This is a genomic window from Ralstonia sp. RL, assembly GCF_001683835.1.
Taxonomy (GTDB): Bacteria; Pseudomonadota; Gammaproteobacteria; order Burkholderiales; family Burkholderiaceae; genus Ralstonia; species Ralstonia mannitolilytica.
Genome location: NZ_LWRX01000090.1, coordinates 53,806 through 69,593, shown reverse-complemented (window position 1 = coordinate 69,593; position 15,788 = coordinate 53,806). Strand labels below are relative to the sequence as shown.

Annotated in this window: 14 protein-coding genes; 1 reads left to right on the top strand and 13 read right to left on the bottom strand. The window is 63.2% G+C overall.

Annotated features, from left to right (window positions below; translation table 11 throughout):
* The 6 genes from A6M56_RS08540 to mdcA form a co-directional block, all read right to left on the bottom strand.
* On the bottom strand, nucleotides 1-189 hold a 189-nt coding region (locus tag A6M56_RS08540), incomplete at its 3' end, for a hypothetical protein (RefSeq protein WP_286758069.1).
* Between the two features lie 30 nt (nucleotides 190-219).
* Nucleotides 220-1,050, bottom strand: coding sequence for a biotin-independent malonate decarboxylase subunit gamma (gene mdcE, locus A6M56_RS08535; RefSeq protein WP_102079183.1), 831 nt, complete (start codon nucleotides 1,048-1,050; stop codon nucleotides 220-222).
* Nucleotides 1,047-1,892 (bottom strand): biotin-independent malonate decarboxylase subunit beta, encoded by an 846-nt coding sequence (locus A6M56_RS08530; RefSeq protein ID WP_027679644.1) that lies wholly within the window; start codon nucleotides 1,890-1,892, stop codon nucleotides 1,047-1,049. The genes mdcE and A6M56_RS08530 overlap by 4 nt, the downstream gene beginning before the upstream one ends.
* Nucleotides 1,893-1,901: 9 nt before the next feature.
* Nucleotides 1,902-2,207: a malonate decarboxylase subunit delta gene (locus A6M56_RS08525; protein ID WP_102079182.1), complete on the bottom strand. Its 306-nt coding sequence runs from the start codon at nucleotides 2,205-2,207 to the stop codon at nucleotides 1,902-1,904.
* On the bottom strand, nucleotides 2,194-3,111 hold the full coding sequence (locus tag A6M56_RS08520; protein WP_102079181.1) for a triphosphoribosyl-dephospho-CoA synthase: 918 nt from the start codon (nucleotides 3,109-3,111) through the stop codon (nucleotides 2,194-2,196). Before A6M56_RS08520 ends, A6M56_RS08525 begins: the two co-directional genes overlap by 14 nt.
* Entirely contained in the window at nucleotides 3,111-4,799 is a 1,689-nt protein-coding gene (gene mdcA / locus A6M56_RS08515; RefSeq protein WP_286758068.1) for a malonate decarboxylase subunit alpha, read from the bottom strand. Before mdcA ends, A6M56_RS08520 begins: the two co-directional genes overlap by 1 nt.
* 165 nt (nucleotides 4,800-4,964) lie before the next feature.
* Here mdcA and A6M56_RS08510 point away from each other — a divergent pair, with 165 nt between their 5' ends.
* On the top strand, nucleotides 4,965-5,870 hold the full coding sequence (locus A6M56_RS08510; RefSeq protein WP_045219157.1) for a LysR substrate-binding domain-containing protein: 906 nt from the start codon (nucleotides 4,965-4,967) through the stop codon (nucleotides 5,868-5,870).
* Here A6M56_RS08510 and A6M56_RS24280 read toward each other — a convergent pair.
* The 7 genes from A6M56_RS24280 to A6M56_RS08475 form a co-directional block, all read right to left on the bottom strand.
* Entirely contained in the window at nucleotides 5,773-6,249 is a 477-nt protein-coding gene (locus A6M56_RS24280; protein ID WP_373271727.1) for a PAAR domain-containing protein, read from the bottom strand. The genes A6M56_RS08510 and A6M56_RS24280 overlap by 98 nt on opposite strands.
* Before the next feature lie 25 nt (nucleotides 6,250-6,274).
* The gene (locus A6M56_RS08500; RefSeq protein WP_062738594.1) at nucleotides 6,275-7,528 is read right to left on the bottom strand and encodes a hypothetical protein; all 1,254 of its coding nucleotides are present in this window, start codon (nucleotides 7,526-7,528) and stop codon (nucleotides 6,275-6,277) included.
* Entirely contained in the window at nucleotides 7,525-8,685 is a 1,161-nt protein-coding gene (locus A6M56_RS08495) for a DUF6708 domain-containing protein (protein WP_240480059.1), read from the bottom strand. The genes A6M56_RS08500 and A6M56_RS08495 overlap by 4 nt, the downstream gene beginning before the upstream one ends.
* Nucleotides 8,682-11,279: a T6SS effector BTH_I2691 family protein gene (locus A6M56_RS08490; RefSeq protein ID WP_102079179.1), complete on the bottom strand. Its 2,598-nt coding sequence runs from the start codon at nucleotides 11,277-11,279 to the stop codon at nucleotides 8,682-8,684. Before A6M56_RS08490 ends, A6M56_RS08495 begins: the two co-directional genes overlap by 4 nt.
* On the bottom strand, nucleotides 11,272-12,183 hold the full coding sequence (locus A6M56_RS08485; RefSeq protein WP_157774017.1) for a DUF4123 domain-containing protein: 912 nt from the start codon (nucleotides 12,181-12,183) through the stop codon (nucleotides 11,272-11,274). The genes A6M56_RS08490 and A6M56_RS08485 overlap by 8 nt, the downstream gene beginning before the upstream one ends.
* Nucleotides 12,184-12,192: 9 nt before the next feature.
* Nucleotides 12,193-14,667 (bottom strand): type VI secretion system Vgr family protein, encoded by a 2,475-nt coding sequence (locus tag A6M56_RS08480; RefSeq protein WP_257983940.1) that lies wholly within the window; start codon nucleotides 14,665-14,667, stop codon nucleotides 12,193-12,195.
* 514 nt (nucleotides 14,668-15,181) lie between these two features.
* Entirely contained in the window at nucleotides 15,182-15,775 is a 594-nt protein-coding gene (locus tag A6M56_RS08475) for a J domain-containing protein (protein ID WP_180964199.1), read from the bottom strand.
* Between the last annotated feature and the right edge of the window lie 13 nt (nucleotides 15,776-15,788).

Here is a 15,788-nt window from a genome sequence, read left to right as displayed (position 1 = left end):
TTTGTCTTGCCAAAGAAAGTAAGCAAAGAAAGGCGCGCCCGAGATGGCGAAAGATTCCTTGAATTTCTGTCGCAGGGAGGGAGAGGAGGCAAACTCGCTTCGCTCAAACAGCCTCCTCTCTTTTTCCTCCCTGCAACAGAAATTCAAGGCGCCATCTAGGGCAGGTACGGCCAAACCGTCGAGGCGCATGTGTTGGCGCCGCGATGTGTCTACTGTTCGTTATGCGCCTTCTGGCTGGGCGTTCCATTGCTCGCGCAGGCGTTTGCGGACTTCCGACGATGCGGTGCGCAGCGCTGCGCCCAGGCGGCTTTCCAGGCCGCGTGATGGGTCGGCTGCGATGTCGGCCAGTGCTGCGGCGAGTGCGGTCTGCACGGTGTCGATGTCGCTGGCGTCGGGTGCGTCGGCGGATTGCACCTTCAGCAGTTTCCACAGCAACCCGAGCGACGCGAAGCTGGCGATGTCGTAGGCCATGGGCGGAATCTCTTGTGCGAGGCGTTCCAGGTCGGCGACGGAGCGCAGGGTTACGCGCGCGGCTGCGGCCTTGCCCATTGCGTGCACCATCACGTCGGCGTCGTCCAGTGCGAGCAGGCGATTGGCCTGGTAGCCGTGCGCGAGCAATGCGCCCGACATGGCGCGGCCGACGATGAGGCCGATGACAGGGTGGCCGGCCAGGCGTGCGGCAGCGTAGGCGTCCGCCGCTGCAGCCAGCGCGAGGTGGATGCCGTAGGCCTCCTCGCGGCGGCCGTAGGCTTGGCTTGCCACATCGATGACGGCGACGATGGCGCGCTTCTTTTCCTGCGCGGCATCTGCAGTCATGACATCGCGCACGGCACGCGCGAGCTGCCAGCCTTCGACGAGGCCGACTTCACCGTTGCGTGCGCGAGGGAAGCGGTTCTCGGCATCGGGCACGACGGCGATGTAGCGCGCGGGCTGGCCTGCTAGCACTGCATCGACGACTTGCAGTGTGCTGCCGTAACGCGCCACCGGTGTGCCGACGGCGAGCGCGCGCATCCAGGTCGCGCCGCGCGTGGAAAGTTCGTTCTGGCTCATGCGACGTCCTTTGCGTAGTGCGCGCGTACATCCTCTGCCGTGGCTTGGCGCGACGTGTCGACAGCGGCGAGTTGTGCGAGGTAGTGGTCGATCTGCTCGCTGCGCTGGCGCGCGGGTGCGCCGGCACGCAGCCACTCGATCACCTGTGCGCGGATCGTGACGGAATCGTCTTCGATGCAGACATCGGCCAGGCCGGTGGCAGCGCGCTGCTCTCCGCCGGTGAGGCTCCAGATGAAGGGGCGGTCGCGCGAGTCGTATTCTTCGATGCCGGCTTCCTGTTCGATCACCTGCGGGCCGTTCAGGCCGAGGCGCGCCTCGCGCGTCATCAGCAGATAGCTGCACAGGCCCGCGGCGATGCTCATGCCGCCAAAGCAGCCGACCACGCCTGCGGTGATGCCGATCACTGGCCCGTACTCGCGCAGCGCACGGATGCCTGCATGGATTTCAGCAATGGCGGCAAGGCCCAGGTTGGCTTCCTGCAGCCGCACGCCGCCGGTTTCGAAGACGATCACGGCCCGTGTGGGAATGCCGTTGCGGTTGTCTTCCACCGCCAGCTCCAGCGCGCCGGCAATCTTGGCGCCGGACACTTCGCCCATGCTGCCGCCCTGGAAGGCGCCCTCAATGGCGAGCACCACCGCGGGCTGCCCGCCCAGCGTGCCGCGCGCCACGACGACGCCATCATCGGCCTGCGTGACGATGCCCTGACGCGGCAGCCACGGCGAGGTCAATTGTTCGAACGGGTCCAGCAGCTCTCGGAAGGTGCCGGGGTCGAGCAGCGCAATGGCGCGTCGGCGCGCATCGCGTTCGATAAAGCTGTCGCGTTCAATCGGGTTGCGTGACATGGCTTCTCCTTATGACCCGAGCGCGTTAAGCGATTCAAGCGCCTGCTCAAGCCGCAACCGCACCACGGCCGGTGTCGCGCCGAAGTCGTTGATGATGATCTTGGCCGCCGGCCACGCGTGCGAGCCGAACACACGCGCAAGCTGCGCCTGCCACGTCGCCCTCATGCCATTGACGGACGTGGTGATGGCCACGTCGATCTGGCCGGCGTTGCCCGGCGTCAACAACACTTCAAGGTCGCCCGAGCCGACCACGCCGGCATACGCGCGGCGGCTGGCGGGGGCGCCGCCGGTGAATTGAAAGTCAAGACGCTCCATGTTCGGTTTCCTGATGAGCGGATTCGGTGTCGGACACTGCGGGCGCGCTTGCGGGCAGGCGGTCGAGGAAGAGGGCGGCGGCCAGCAGGTCGGCCGCGCCGCCGGGCGACACGTGCCGCGCCAGCATGTCCTTTTCCAGCAGGCGGAGCGCGCGGCGGCCCTGCGGTGTGGCAAGGCCGCCGGCGGCGCGCACGGTGGCCGCGCCGGTCTGCACGGCGCGCAGCGCATCGGCGCCGCCGCGTGCGAGCAGGCACGTATCGTCCAGCCTGGCCATGATGGCGAGCAGTGCATCCACGCGCGCATGGTCTTCGCGGATGCCCGAGGCACGCGCCCGACGTAACGCTGGCAGCGCCACCTTGACGACATGCGGGAACCCCGCACAGGCTTGGCCCTTGGCGCCGCCGACGCCGTAGTCGTTGCAGGCGCGCTCGCCCTTGTGGCCGGTCGAGACGGGGGCGAAGCGGTCGGGGATGTTCGCCAGACGCGCGGCGCGATTCGCCACTGCCGCGGCGCCCAAGGCATGCGGCGCCTGCGCGGCGGCGGTCACCAGCAGGCCGAGCGCCCAGATGGCGCCGCGGTGCGTGTTGATGCCGCCGGTGGCATCGAGCATGGCCGCCTCGCCTTCACGGCCGAGGCGGCCGATGCGTTCGCGCAACGCAAGCGGTGCGTCGAGCTGTGCGCCGGCCAGCGCCATGGCTTCGAACGCCGGACGCAGGCTTTGCGCCGAATGCACCATCAGCGTCCAGTCCAGATCGTGATGCGCGCCGTTGCCGCGCACATCGACCAGGCCGGGCTTGGGCGACAGCGTCACCTCGTCGATGAGGGCAGATTCGACCAATGCGGCCAATCGCTTCGCGCGCGCTTTCGGGCTGGCGGGCAGGGGCCGGTTGAGGGTGTGTTCCATTACCAGCTCCGGAAGCGCGCAGGCGGATCGTACAGACCGCCGGACCATTCGACGAGGTCGGCGATGCTCTTGGCGGCGAGCAGCTCGCGGCTGGCATCGCTGCGGCGCACGTCGAGGTCTTCGGGCAGCGCGATCAGGCCGTCGCGGCGCATCTGTTCGGTCTTGGATGGGTCATGCCGCAGGCCGATCGACGTGACACCCGCCACCGCGGCAATCATGGCGCGCCGCTCTTCCAGCGAACGGGCCTTGTAGAGATACGCGATGCCGTCTTCGGTCAGCAGGTGGGTGACGTCGTCGCCGTAGATCATGATGGGCGCGAGCGGCATGCCGCTTTGCTTCGCCACGGCCACGGCATCCAGCGTGTCGACAAAGGTGGGCTTGCCGCCTTCCTGGAACGTTTCGACCATCTGTACGACGAGCTTCTTGCCGCGCTCGAGCATCGTCACCGGCTCGGTCATGTCGAGCCACGCGGGCGTGGCGTGACGGCGGCCGCGCGGGTCGTGGCCCATGTTGGGCGCGCCGCCAAAGCCGGCCAGCCGCCCGCGCGTGACGGTGGACGAATGCCCGTCGCCATCCACCTGCAGCGTCGCGCCAATGAAGAGGTCCACCGCATATTGGCCGGCGAGCTGGCACAGCATGCGGTTCGAGCGCAGCGAGCCGTCACGCCCGGTGAAGAACACATCGGGGCGTGCGGCCACGTAGCGCTCCATGCCCAGTTCGGTGCCGAAGCAATGCACGCTTTCCGCCCAGCCGGATTCGATGGCGGGGATCAGCGTCGGATGCGGATTCAGCGTCCAGTTGCGGCAGATCTTGCCCTTGAGGCCCAGGCGCTCGCCGTACGTTGGCAGGATCAGCTCGATGGCGGCCGTGTTGAAGCCGATGCCGTGGTTGAGCGACTGCACGTTGTGCCGCTGGTAGATGCCGCGAATCGCCATCATCGCCATCAGCACGTGCACGGGCTTGATGAGGCGCGGGTCGCGCGTGAAGAGCGGCTCGATGTAGAACGGCTTGTCGGCCTGCACGATGAAGTCGACCCACGAGCCGGGAATGTCGACGCGCGGCAGGTCGGCCGGGTCATCGACGATCTCGTTGACCTGCACGATCACGATGCCGTCGGAAAACGCGGTGGGCTCGACCAGCGCTGGCGTGTCTTCCGTGCTGGGGCCGGTGTAGATGTTGCCGTCGCGGTCGGCCTTGAAACCAGCCACCAGCGATACATTCGGAATCAGGTCCACCACCAGCCGTGCATACAGCTCGATGTAGGTGTGGATGGCGCCGACTTCCAGCAGGCCGTCGGCCAGCAACTGGCTGATGCGCAGGCTCTGCGGCCCCGCAAACGAGAAGTCGAGTTTGTGCGCGATGCCGGCTTCGAAAATGTCGAGGTGTTCAGCGCGGCTCACGCTCGGCATGATCATGTGCAGATCGTGCAGGCGCTCGGGGTTCACCTTGGCGAGTGAGCGCGAGAGGAAATCCGCCTGCTTCTGGTTGTTGCCTTCCAGCACGACGCGGTCGCCGGGGGCGAGCAGCGTTTCGAGCGCGGCGACGATGTCGCCAGTCGGAATCACCTTGCCGTTTGCAATGCGGCGCGCTGCAGTCAGGCGGCGTTCCTTCTCATCGCGCCGCCGGCGCCACTGGGGCGGGATGGGTGCATTGGCCCCGTTTGCCGATTGGGTGGGCATCGGTTGCATGGGTGGCGTCTCCAGCCTTGTTGGATCGAATGCCCTGTACCGTATGCCGTAAAAAGGCGCACTTCAATCAACCTAGGCGCGGTTTCGTTAGCTTCAAGTTAATGAAACAATGGTGGGAAACCGATCGCAGCGCATCCACAGAACGTGCGCGGAGGAGACCCTGCCATGGCAATCGATGAAGACATCACCCTGAAGAAGCTCGAAGTCTTCCAGTCGTTCATGACGCTGGGCAACATGGCCCGCGTGTCGGAGGCGTTGGGGCAAAGCACGGTGAGCGTGCACCGCGCGCTGCACTCGCTGGAAGAGGGTTTGCGTTGCCCCCTGTTCAAACGCGATGGGCGCAAGCTGATTCCGCTGTCCACCGCCTACGTGTTTGCCGAGCACGTGGAACGGATCCTGGCCGAGTGCGAAGCCGGTGTGCGCCGCACGCGCGAAGCTGCGGGCTTTTCGTCAACGACGCTGAAGATCGGCGGGCTCTATTCGATGACGGTCGGCACGTTGCCGCGCATCTTTGCGGGCCTGAAAACGCGCCGCTCCGCACTCGACATTGAACTCACGCTTGGTTCGAACCGCAGCCTGCTCGCCAAGCTGGAAGACGGGCAACTCGACGCCATCGTCATCGCGCTGGGCGAGCCGCTGCGCAATCCCGATCTGCTGACCGTGCCGATGTTCGACGATGAGATTCTGTTTGCCGCACCGCTTGGCTCCCCGTATGCCGCATCGGCCGAGATCGACTTGCAGACGGTGCGCAGCGAAAAGTTCGTCGCACTCGGCGATGACTTTGCGACGTACCACGACTTCATGGCCGCCTTCGACAAGGCCGGCTTTGCCCCGCAGATCGCGCTGCGCGTGGGCGACATCTTCTCGCTCATGAACCTTGTGAGCGGCGGTATCGGCTATGCGCTGCTGCCGCGCCGCGTGGCCGATTTCAGCCCGAAGGTGCAACTGATTCCGCTGGCCGCGCGCTATGCGATCAGTCAGCACATCGTGCTGGTGATGCAGCGCAATCGCGAGCGCGATCCGAATCTGTTGGCGCTGTCGGCGGAGTGTCGGTTGTTGGGGGCGCGGTGATCAGTGTGGCGTGCCGTGTGGCCGCTGAAGTCGCCCACTGGTCTGGCTTGGTACTGCTGCGCGCGTCTCGCGCCGGTCGGGGGTGGGGGGCGAGCGATGGATGGTAGCAACGCGAACCTATGGCGCTGTGGTTGCAATCCACAATGGCGCAGCCATCCCCGATGAGCACCGCGCCACACTCGGTCTCGTCCCCATGCGTGGCAACAGGCTCGCCGTCCACCTCCATATCGCAGCGCACCTTGATGATCCTGTTGGGCCCGTGAATCGGGCAGTCCACCCAGTCTGTGCGCCGCGCGATTGGTTTGCCATCGAGCAGGCTCTCTGGCGAGCCCGTTGTGACGTGGCCGCCATGGGAGTGGGGGCAACCCACTGTGATCATGCTTCCGTCCATGCTTGTGCTGTCCTTACTTCTTGTCTTTGATGTTCCCCTGGACGGTACTTTCAGGGAATAGGCTCTTAGGCGCGGCTGCCAATGCCTTGCTCAACGCAGCCAGAAACTCAATCTCAAATTGCTCCGACACATGCCATCGACCGAGTTGCCCCTTCTTTTCAAAGGTAAATTTCTCATCGATTTCAAGCACGCCATTTTCCGAGAGTTTTGCAAGTAGCGGGTCCTCGTATGCGATGCGCAAAGGGCATGACAGTTGGGTGGGCGATTTCTCGGTGCAATCGGCCGTGGGGCTCAAGGACATCACGCGCTGGCTCAATGTTTTTGAATGGCTGACGCCGAACCGGTCCTGCCGATTATTTGTCGGTGAGGCTGAAAGGTCTTTCTTTTGCAACACCTCTAGGCCGTCCATGAACGCTTTGCGGAGCCTCTCGTTTCCGATTGGCGCCCCCAGCGATTCGCTATGTTGGTCGCCACCGTATTGGGTCTGAACAAACTCCGCGGGCACCATAGCGACCTCAAAACCAGAGCCCCCCTCGGCCGCTGGGCGAATGACAAAACCAACGGTCGTCTTCAAATCACCGACCTTGACATCAACCGTGCATCCACGGGAGCGTGAAGTGTTTTCGTATCCGATTTCCCGAATGTTAGACAAATCAGGAGGTCCTGCCTGTATTGCATCGATCGATGACAAGTACGAACTCATCGATATATTGAATAAGGATGCGGATGCCCCCTTCGATTTACAGGCTGGCGTGGTGGGAGGGGCGAGGTAGAAGGCTGCTGCCGCCGCCACAACGCCAAGCCCTGTCGCCCACCCGCCAAAGCGCCACAGCCTTTTACGCCGATTCATCCGGATCGAAATCGGTCTGATTTTTTCCAGAAAACGATCTGGATCCAGCTCACAATAGGAAATTAGCCGGGTCTCGGCCACAAGGTCTTCGTCGCTTTCGGACGTCTTCAAGACCTTGGATGCAACCTCATCCAACATCTCGTCAGGCACGAGACCATGCTTGACCAGCCAATGCATGGCGCCCCCAGGGCTGGCAAACAGCGGGGCGTCAAGGAGAATGCGCTTCGTGCTGACGGCCTTCGTGTCTTGAAGCAATTGGATCGCTTGATCATGGACGGCTTCGGTGATGAAACCGTCCATCAGCAGCACGCTGAGCTTCCATTCGTCGGTGTGCTGGTCAATCTCGATTGCTCGCCAGGCCAACGGGCCCGTACTGGTTGTTGCGGAAGCGGTGGCGATCGTTTGTTCGTGAGTCATGTTGAATTTTTGACAGGTGAATCGAGCGTTGGCGCGATCATCGCGTTAAACACCGCCTGGGATTTCTGTTGCTTGAGGATGGCTTCTGCCTCGGATCGGGTCAGCGCGCCCTCTCGCCTGCGCTGGGGTTCCAGTGCCCACGCGCGTTCCAGGTCTGCCCGCGAGGGCCTGCCGCCTGGTCCGCTGGCGAAACCGATGTAGTCGTCGGCGTAGGGGCGGGCGTACGGGTCGTTGGGTTCGGGCTTGCAGGCTGCCTCAATCTCGGCGGGCCACACCGGGTCGCTACAGGTGGCAAGCACAAGCCAGCGTACCGTCGCGTCCAGCAGCATGAACGGGAAGAAGACGTAGTCGAAGAGCGAACTGAACAGGCTGGAGAGCTTGTCTTCGCGACAAATCTTGAAGCCTTCCCAGAACGATTCGCGGGGGTTCCAGAAGCGGTGCGGCTCGGGCAAATCGGCGGGGCCGTCTTGCATGTAGCGACGGTAGTACTCCCATTGTTGTTGGGCTTGCTCCAGCGTGAACATCAATCGCCCGAGCACGAAGCCGCGCACGACGTTGCCGTTTGCATCCAGTGTGTAGTGGCGGATGTCGTACATGGAATAGCTGGTGGATAAGCCGCCCACCCTACGCTTGCCGATGCAAAAGAACTCGTCGTTGCTCCAGGGCACTTCCCAAAGGCCCTCGCGGTCTTTGGTGCGCATGGCGTAGATGCGCCGCGTCTTGCGATTCAGGCGGATGGGACGGCGCTTGAGGGAAAGCAGATAGCGGCGGGCTGCGTCGCCTCCAATTAGGCCGAAGAATGCAGAAGATGCAAGCCCGAGGATCGTTCCAAATACAGTCGCAATCCAATTTCCATTCTCCCTCATCTCTTCGGCTGAGACATGAAATGGTGTCGATGCAAACATCGCCCCGAGGAAAAGTGAAAATCCGACCGCGACTGCACAGATCAAGAGCAGCATCCCGGCCAACTGCACACGCGTTTGCGATTCGTCGGTGATCTCCAGGCACGTCGAGTCGATACGGTAGACGTTACCAATCTCGAAAATCTCATCGCTCGCGGGTTGGTCAATGTGCAGCCGGTGTTCTCGCTCCCACTCTCCAAGTGGCTTGCCTCTTTGGTAAAAATAAATACGCTCATCTTTTGGCGCAAATCTCATTTCACGCCCTCGTCCTTGACTTCGATTCCCAATTGCACAAACTCCTTCCACTCGGCTTCCATCGAGTGATATTTGTCGGGGTCGGGCCGCTTGGCAAAGCGGCATTTCTGAACCCACTTGAGCGTGGCGGGATCATCCAGCATCGCCAAGCCAACGTTCACGCCAAACAGGATTACAAGGGCCGGCCAGACCGGGACCCCACCAAATATCAGAGGGAAAATATCGGCTGCGACCGGGAGCGCTGCTGCCGCGAGGCCAGAAGCGCTTGAGGTCATATACAAAACCGCGACGAGGCGATTTCCTTTCATGTACTCATCGCCCGCATGGTAAGCATCCCACCCAACAGCCACAGTTGCTCCCGCAAAGCCAATCCACCTTCCCCCGCGCGCCAGTCTTTCTCCCTTCGCCACCCATTCTTCTCGCGGCGTAGCCCGCATGGCTCTTGCCACCAGCGGATGCGTCGGCGCCTTGGACACTGCCACGCCCGCCTGCTCGGCCAGCGTCCCCACCATCGTCACCAGCCCGCCCATGAGCTTGGTGCCTTTCTCCGCTTCGTCAAACTCGCCCGCAGCCCGGAAGGACCGTGCGGCGTGGTAGACCGCCACGCCTTGCAGAATGCACGCGATCGCGCCGATGTTGACGTGCGGTGAGTTCAGTGCCGCCTTGACTTGTTTGACGCCGGGAACGTCGGCGGTGGTTCTCAGTTCTAGCGCGCCTAGTCCCGCCGTGTTGGTGAGGTCTTTCGGATCGAACCACACCAGGCGGGTATTCTGAGCCAGGCCCTTGGCACGCCGGGCAAAGGCATACGCTTCCTCCCGGCGCTGGGTCCGGCCAAGCTGGTCATACAGTTTGGCGTTCTGTGCCTTGAGATCGCCCAGCGTGGAGGCCCGAAGCTGCAAGAGGTTTTTGTCGACCGGGACGATGCGCGCCCCGCCGAACAGGCTCAGGCCATGAATGAACATCCTGGCGGTTTTGGAACCCAGCCTGTTTGCCAGCGCCGGGATGATCTCGTCGGACAGCACCCAGGCCAAGCGCGGTACGAGCTTGAGCTTGGTGACGGCTGCGGTCAGTGACAGTCCGCGATCCAGCAAGCCGTCCATGGCGTCCAGCCCAGACCGGAAGACGGCCAGCATGGCGCCGTAGGCCGCGTCGGTCGGGTCCGCCACGGTCTTGATTGCCGGTTGGTAGTTGAGATACAGCGCGCGGGCCAGCAGGTTGCTGTCCTTTTGCGGGTTAGCGTCTTCGTACCAGCGCTTGATGACTTTGCGGCACTCAACGGTGTCGAGTGCACCTTCGATGCAACGTGTGAGGGCTTCGTTGTAGTGGTAGCCGTGCGCGAGGTCCATCCGGTCATGACGATGGGTCATGTAGCTGGTGAATTGGCCGCTGGTGAGCCACTGGCTGTGGCTCTGCGCAATTGGGGCGAGAACGGTTTCGTTGAGTGTTTTCAAGCGCGCCGTATGGTCGCGGTGCCGCTTGCTGTTGTCGAGCACGTCGGCGTAGGGTTTCCAGGCGGCGGTCTTGGCATCAGTCTCGCGCTTCTGGCGCGTGGCTTCGCGCTCGGCGTCTTCTCTGGCCCAGCGCGCCTTAGTCCTTTCGTAGGCGAACATGGCCGACAGGAGTTCGTAGCCGGGACGGCCTTCTGCATCGGTTTCCGTGCGCCGGGCTTGTTCTTCTGCGGTCATACGAGCGATGGCCTGAGCTTCAAGGTTGGCTTGCAACCGGTCGAGCAGGAAATCGGTGGTCTTGTCCCAGATGACGCTGTTGACGGCACGCGCGTGCATCTTGTCGCTGGTGAGCGCGGCGAGGTCTTTAATGATGCCTTTGGGGTCTTCGAAGGCCAACATGAGCGCATCACCGGGCGAGACGCGCTCCATGGTTTCAGAAAGAATGGCGCCAGCGTTCAAGCCGATCAGGTCCAGGCGATTGCCCGCCTTGGTGCGCGGCGGGGCGCTCAGATACTGGAAAGCCTTGTCCTGTGCTTCGGGCGGCATGGCGTAGGAGGCGACATGCTGGCTAAGCTCGGTGGCGCGTGCGGCGTGCGGTGCCTTGTGGCTGGCAAGCCAGGTCTGCACGTTGAGCGATTGCATGTGCTGCCGGCGTACGTCGGCGCGGTTCTTGTTCTCGTCGAGCTGCGACTTTGTCCACTGTACGTGCGAGTAGGCATACCACACGGTGGTGGCATGCTCGGCGTCGGGGATGGTGAAATACATCGAGGTATAGCCATGCCCGATACCCATGCTGCAGAAGAACTCGTCGGGGGACCTGGGCGGGGCGGGACGCTCCGGAATGATCTTCCACAGGTGGCCACCGTTGACGACGAGGTAAGACTCCCACAACTGCAAGGCTTCGTGAAACAGGTAGAGGAAGCCGGGGCGCATGGTGCGCAGGGTGTACTGGGCACCGCCGCCCAACTGGGCTGGGGCGTTCTCGATCTTGAAGTTGCCGGACAGTGTGGGGGCGCCGACTTTGTCTTCCGGCCCAACGACGGCGTAGCGAACCGGAAAGACGGCCAGCCCCGGTGCATGGTCGCAGAACTGGCAGCCTTTGACGGGCGGGGTGAAGCGGTCGACGGATTTCTTGGCGTTATCCATGCTGCGTGGGGCTTTGAGTCTGTTTGGCGGTTCGGGCCATGATCCGCATGAGTTCCCAGTCGTTGGTAGACAACTGCGCCATCGCTTGGCGCAACGTCACCTCGCCGCTGGCGACGGCGGGCCACAGCGCTTGCAGCTTGGCGTGGTGCTCGAACGGCTGGCCAAAGGCTGCGGCATACGTGGCGTAGTGCCTGCGGTCGGTATCGCTGCGAATATGCAGATCTTCGGTAGCAAACCGGAGTAGCCGATCGACATTGGGGGCCTGAGCAATCGATGGCTTGGCGGGCGAGGCGATACGAGCCAGTACCTGTTCGATATCGACCACATGCTGGATCGATGGCCACTGCTTGGCATCCGGCCACCATGGGCGTGGATCGGTGTTGTCCGATTGCGCGGGTGCGGCGGGTCGCTCCAGTTCATACCAGTCGCCCGCCCAGGCAAGGCCCCAGGTTTCGCACGGCCCGTAAAGCGCGTGCAGTTGCGCGGGGCGCAACAGCCATGCCATGTGGATGAAGACGTGCGGATCGTAGAAGCGCCATAGCGCTTGCCCCTGTCGATGATCCGTGCCAATGAGGCAGCCTGCCAGATGGGTAGCCACGTCTTGGATCGGCGCTGGCCCTTGTAGCCGGGCACACACCACAGGCGGGTCGGCACGCTGTGCACCTCGCCACATCAAATGCGCCAAGGCATGCCGCATGTCCGGAGGCGTCTTGGCCAGATCCAGCAACATCGGCATCAGGCTGGCGTTGTCACCCACCCCGGAAGGTAGGCACTCGTGCAGGGGCAGCGATGACAAATCCAGTACGACAGGATCGTGGTTTAGCAGGTCCAGCACGAGCAAGCCGTCGTCCCAAGCGGACGGCCACGGTTTCGGCACCAGATGCTCGGTCTTGAATTTCGTCATGACCATTACTTACTGGATAGGTACAGCGCCCGCACCGCTCGTAGCGGCACCGGCTGCGAGGTGGGCGCAAATCTTGGTGGTGGGCATGGCATAGGTCGCCGTCTTCGGCCCGGTCAGCAACTTGCTTGCGGAGTACACAGCCCATTTGCCTTGCGAGAGGTTTTCGATGCCTTCAGGGGTGATGCGGATTTCGTTGCCGCCGACGTTCAGGCGGATGCCCTTCTTGCCGCTGATCTCGACCCAGTCTGTCGTTGACAGGATGCGCAGCACCTTCTGCGCCAGCAGGTCCATAGCGTCGGATTGCGCTTGCATCTCGACCTTGCCTTTGGCGGAGAACAGCTTGATGCCGTCGCGCTGTACAAACAACGAGAAGCGTTCGGTCGCGGTGGCATACATGCCGCCGCCTGAGGAGAAGGACAGATGTTGCCCGCTGGTGAGTGCAATATGCTCGCCGCTGGCGATGTGGGTGGTGCCTGGGGCTGAAGCCAGAATGCCCGCCTGGCTCGCTACCGTGATGTGAGGCTCACTGAATTCGGCGAGTTTGCCGCCGCCCTTGATGGCATCGGCCTGCCTGTGCAGCACCTTGGCTACGTTCTGTTGCTCGCCAGTTTGCGCTTGCCCGTTGACGGCGCTTTGCCCGAGCGAGTCCGCCAACGTCAGCGCCTCTTGCATGAAGCCGATCACGTCTTCGACGCTCATCATGCCACCCTCGGCCTCAGGGCGGCGCAGGGTGGTTAGAAGCAGTCCCAGTGCGGCGCGTACTGCGGCATGGCCATCGGTGCGTGCTTCCAGCCCTTCGCCCCGTTTGTCCTGGCGTCCGGTGCCGCGCAGGACACGGGTGATATAGCCCAGGCTCAGGCTGGAGTTCTGGTGATCGCTTTGCAGTTGCGTCTGGATTTGGCCCTGCGTGTCATCCTGGACGAAGGTGTTGGTGCGCCCGCCAAACAGTTCCTTGCTGACGAAACCAGAGAGCGCATGGTGCCCTGGCATCGGCCACTGCGGCATGTTGTTCCGGTTCGGGACACGCCCCGTAATAATCGGACAATCCGGATCGCCGTTCAGAAAATCGACAATCACTTCCTGTCCGATACGCGGAATCTGGATGGCGCCGAAGCGTTCGCCCTGCCAGGGGGAGGACGCACGGACCCAGCAGGAGCTGTTGGCATTCTTCTGGCCGATGCGGTCCCAGTGGAACTGCACTTTGACGCGGCCGTATTCGTCGGTCCAGATTTCTTGGTTCTCGGGCCCTACGACGATCGCAGTCTGGACGCCATTGGTACGAGGCTTGGACTGGGTGCGCTCGGGGCGGAAGAGTTCGTTGGTGGGCTGGGCGGTGAAGCTGACTTCGCAGCGCCAGGGTGTACCGTGGCCGGAGGCCTCGGGGACGTCCTCTATCAGGAGGGCAGCGCCGAGGATGAGGTATTCGCAGTTGGCGCTGTCTTGCAGGAAGTGCGTGAGTTCGAAGGTGCAGCCGGGCACCATAGCACGCACGTTGCCGGCACCCCGGGCACGCCGGCCATGCTGGCGTATCGCTTCCATGCGCAGGCGGGCAATCTGGTCGCCTTCGGCCCAGGGGTCGTTGCCGGTGGCGGGTTGGCTGTGGTCGCCGGGCCATTCGCGCACTTCGGCGTTGGCGTGGGCGGTGTCCAGCGGGTCGGCTGTGCGGACGGTGAGATCGGCACTGGGCTTGACGAAGTCGTAGTCGGTGGCGGCCCATTGGCCGGAGACGACTTTGTCGTGCAGCTCGAAGGTGTGCAGGTGTTCTTCGTCGATGCGGTCGGAAGACGGCTGCCAGCGGATGGTTTGATAGGCAGGACTGGCGAAGGGAGCAAAGGCGCCGTTGCCATCCGTCAGCACCAAGCGGTGTTTACCGTCACTGTGCTCGATGTGCCAGGCGATGCCCCATTCCTGCGTCAGGCGCTGGAAGAATTCGAAGTCGGACTCGTTGTATTGGACTTGGTATTCGCGCTTGGGATAGCGGGCGATGTCCAGGCGGCGCTCGACGGGGAAGATGTAGCCTCCGAGCAGCGTGTCCAGAATCTCCACCACTGTCTGCTGCTGGAAGATGCGGGTGTCGCGGTTGAGCGTGGCAAGCCAAAGCCAGGGGCGCAGGGTGAGACGGTATTTGAGTTGGCGACCGCCATTGACTGGGATGGGGCCGACGATGTCGGTGACAAGCCCGCTGATTTCTCGGGTGCCGGCGTCGGGGCCATCCAGGGCGATGGTGACGGTGAGTTCCTGGCCCCGTAATGCGTTGGTGTCGAGGTCGGCACCGGGGCCGTAGAGGACGTTGCGTTCGTCGGGGGTCTTGAGTTCGATTTCGTACTCGAACAGTTCGCACAGCCGCTCGGTGCCGGAGAGCTTGGAGAACACCAACGCCGGTTCGCCGAGAATCTCGGGCAGGCCTTGGCCCGTGACGGAAACTGTGCGCGCATTCAGCAAGGCAGGACGGTGGCCCATCGACGGTGTTCCAACAGAAGTCATGGAACCCGCGTTTTGCAATGAGCCAACCAGCGGCCAACGCGGGAGAACTGGCAAGGCTAGCTTGCACGGGCCCCGACTTCTATCAGCCCAACAAGAATTCACATGTTGTTGGCGCGTCGAGCGACTCCTTGCGGTCCAACGTTCAGTTAGCGGCGAATATCGACGTTACTACGTGCAATACGACCGCAGTCGTGGATGTATGACGTGCTCCACAGCGGGCAAAGGGCGGGCGAACCCAGGCAGGTTTGGAACACCGACACATAACAATCGGCACGGCCGAAGCCGTACAAGCCTGGCTCGCCCAATGAGGGAGACGAAGCCAAGCCATAGCGGTTGAGGACAAGCACCTATGCTCGGCGCTTGCCCGTTATGTGCGAGGGTTCCAAGCCTCGATCGCTTTCTCTATGGCACGGAAACGATGGCGCAGAGTGTGCCGATGGCTGCTTCGTCTGAGCAGGGGCTATGGCCGGTCGGATGGTGTCTCGCCGCCCCACGCTCGTGGGAATCCGGCACGCTATTGCCGCACACCAAACAAACCATGCCAGAACGATTCGAACGCACGGCGCGGCGACGCTGGCTCGTCGGGCGCGGACGCTGGTTCTTCGGGCGTCGAGGCTGCGCACGTGTCGGACGCATCCGTTGCAGGCTCGGGCGAGCGGCGCGCTTCCTGCAAGGCCCACACGCTGTCGGCGATGCGCGCGGCCAGTTCTGCATCGCAGTCCCGACCGAGCAGCACGCCGAACAGGACGTCGCGATTGTGGCCATCCTCGGCAAAGCGCATGGCTGTCGCGACCATCGTTTCGTAGCGTTCCTGCGCAAGGCGTTCGCGCTCGCGTTGCGCTTCGCGCTCCTGTGCTTCCTGTGCGTCACGCTCCGCTTGCCAACGCTGCATTTCCTGCGCGAAGACCTCGTCGTAGACGCGCCGCTGCTCAGCGTCGGAGAGGATGGCGTAGGCCTCGCGGATCTCCTGGAACGCCGCATAGGCCTCGGCTTCGCGGCCGGGGTTGCGATCGGGGTGCCACTTCATTGCGGCGCGGCGGTAAGCGCGCTTGATTTCGTCCAGGGTCGCGTCCGGCTGCACGCCGAGGGTCGCGTAGATGGTCGTCATGTGCGGTGTGGCG

What these genes read in the sequence shown, in the direction of transcription:
- A6M56_RS08490 (WP_102079179.1), bottom strand. Translation starts at nt 11,279, where the DNA reads ATGGATAACGCCAAGAAATCCGTCGACCGCTTCACCCCGCCCGTCAAA.
- A6M56_RS08480 (WP_257983940.1), bottom strand. Translation starts at nt 14,667, where the DNA reads ATGACTTCTGTTGGAACACCGTCGATGGGCCACCGTCCTGCCTTGCTG.
- mdcE (WP_102079183.1), bottom strand. Translation starts at nt 1,050, where the DNA reads ATGAGCCAGAACGAACTTTCCACGCGCGGCGCGACCTGGATGCGCGCG.
- mdcA (WP_286758068.1), bottom strand. Translation starts at nt 4,799, where the DNA reads ATGCAACCGATGCCCACCCAATCGGCAAACGGGGCCAATGCACCCATC.
- A6M56_RS24280 (WP_373271727.1), bottom strand. Translation starts at nt 6,249, where the DNA reads ATGATCACAGTGGGTTGCCCCCACTCCCATGGCGGCCACGTCACAACG.
- A6M56_RS08530 (WP_027679644.1), bottom strand. Translation starts at nt 1,892, where the DNA reads ATGTCACGCAACCCGATTGAACGCGACAGCTTTATCGAACGCGATGCG.
- A6M56_RS08525 (WP_102079182.1), bottom strand. Translation starts at nt 2,207, where the DNA reads ATGGAGCGTCTTGACTTTCAATTCACCGGCGGCGCCCCCGCCAGCCGC.
- A6M56_RS08510 (WP_045219157.1), top strand. Translation starts at nt 4,965, where the DNA reads ATGGCAATCGATGAAGACATCACCCTGAAGAAGCTCGAAGTCTTCCAG.
- A6M56_RS08495 (WP_240480059.1), bottom strand. Translation starts at nt 8,685, where the DNA reads ATGAGATTTGCGCCAAAAGATGAGCGTATTTATTTTTACCAAAGAGGC.
- A6M56_RS08475 (WP_180964199.1), bottom strand. Translation starts at nt 15,775, where the DNA reads ATGACGACCATCTACGCGACCCTCGGCGTGCAGCCGGACGCGACCCTG.
- A6M56_RS08520 (WP_102079181.1), bottom strand. Translation starts at nt 3,111, where the DNA reads ATGGAACACACCCTCAACCGGCCCCTGCCCGCCAGCCCGAAAGCGCGC.
- A6M56_RS08500 (WP_062738594.1), bottom strand. Translation starts at nt 7,528, where the DNA reads ATGACTCACGAACAAACGATCGCCACCGCTTCCGCAACAACCAGTACG.
- A6M56_RS08485 (WP_157774017.1), bottom strand. Translation starts at nt 12,183, where the DNA reads ATGACGAAATTCAAGACCGAGCATCTGGTGCCGAAACCGTGGCCGTCC.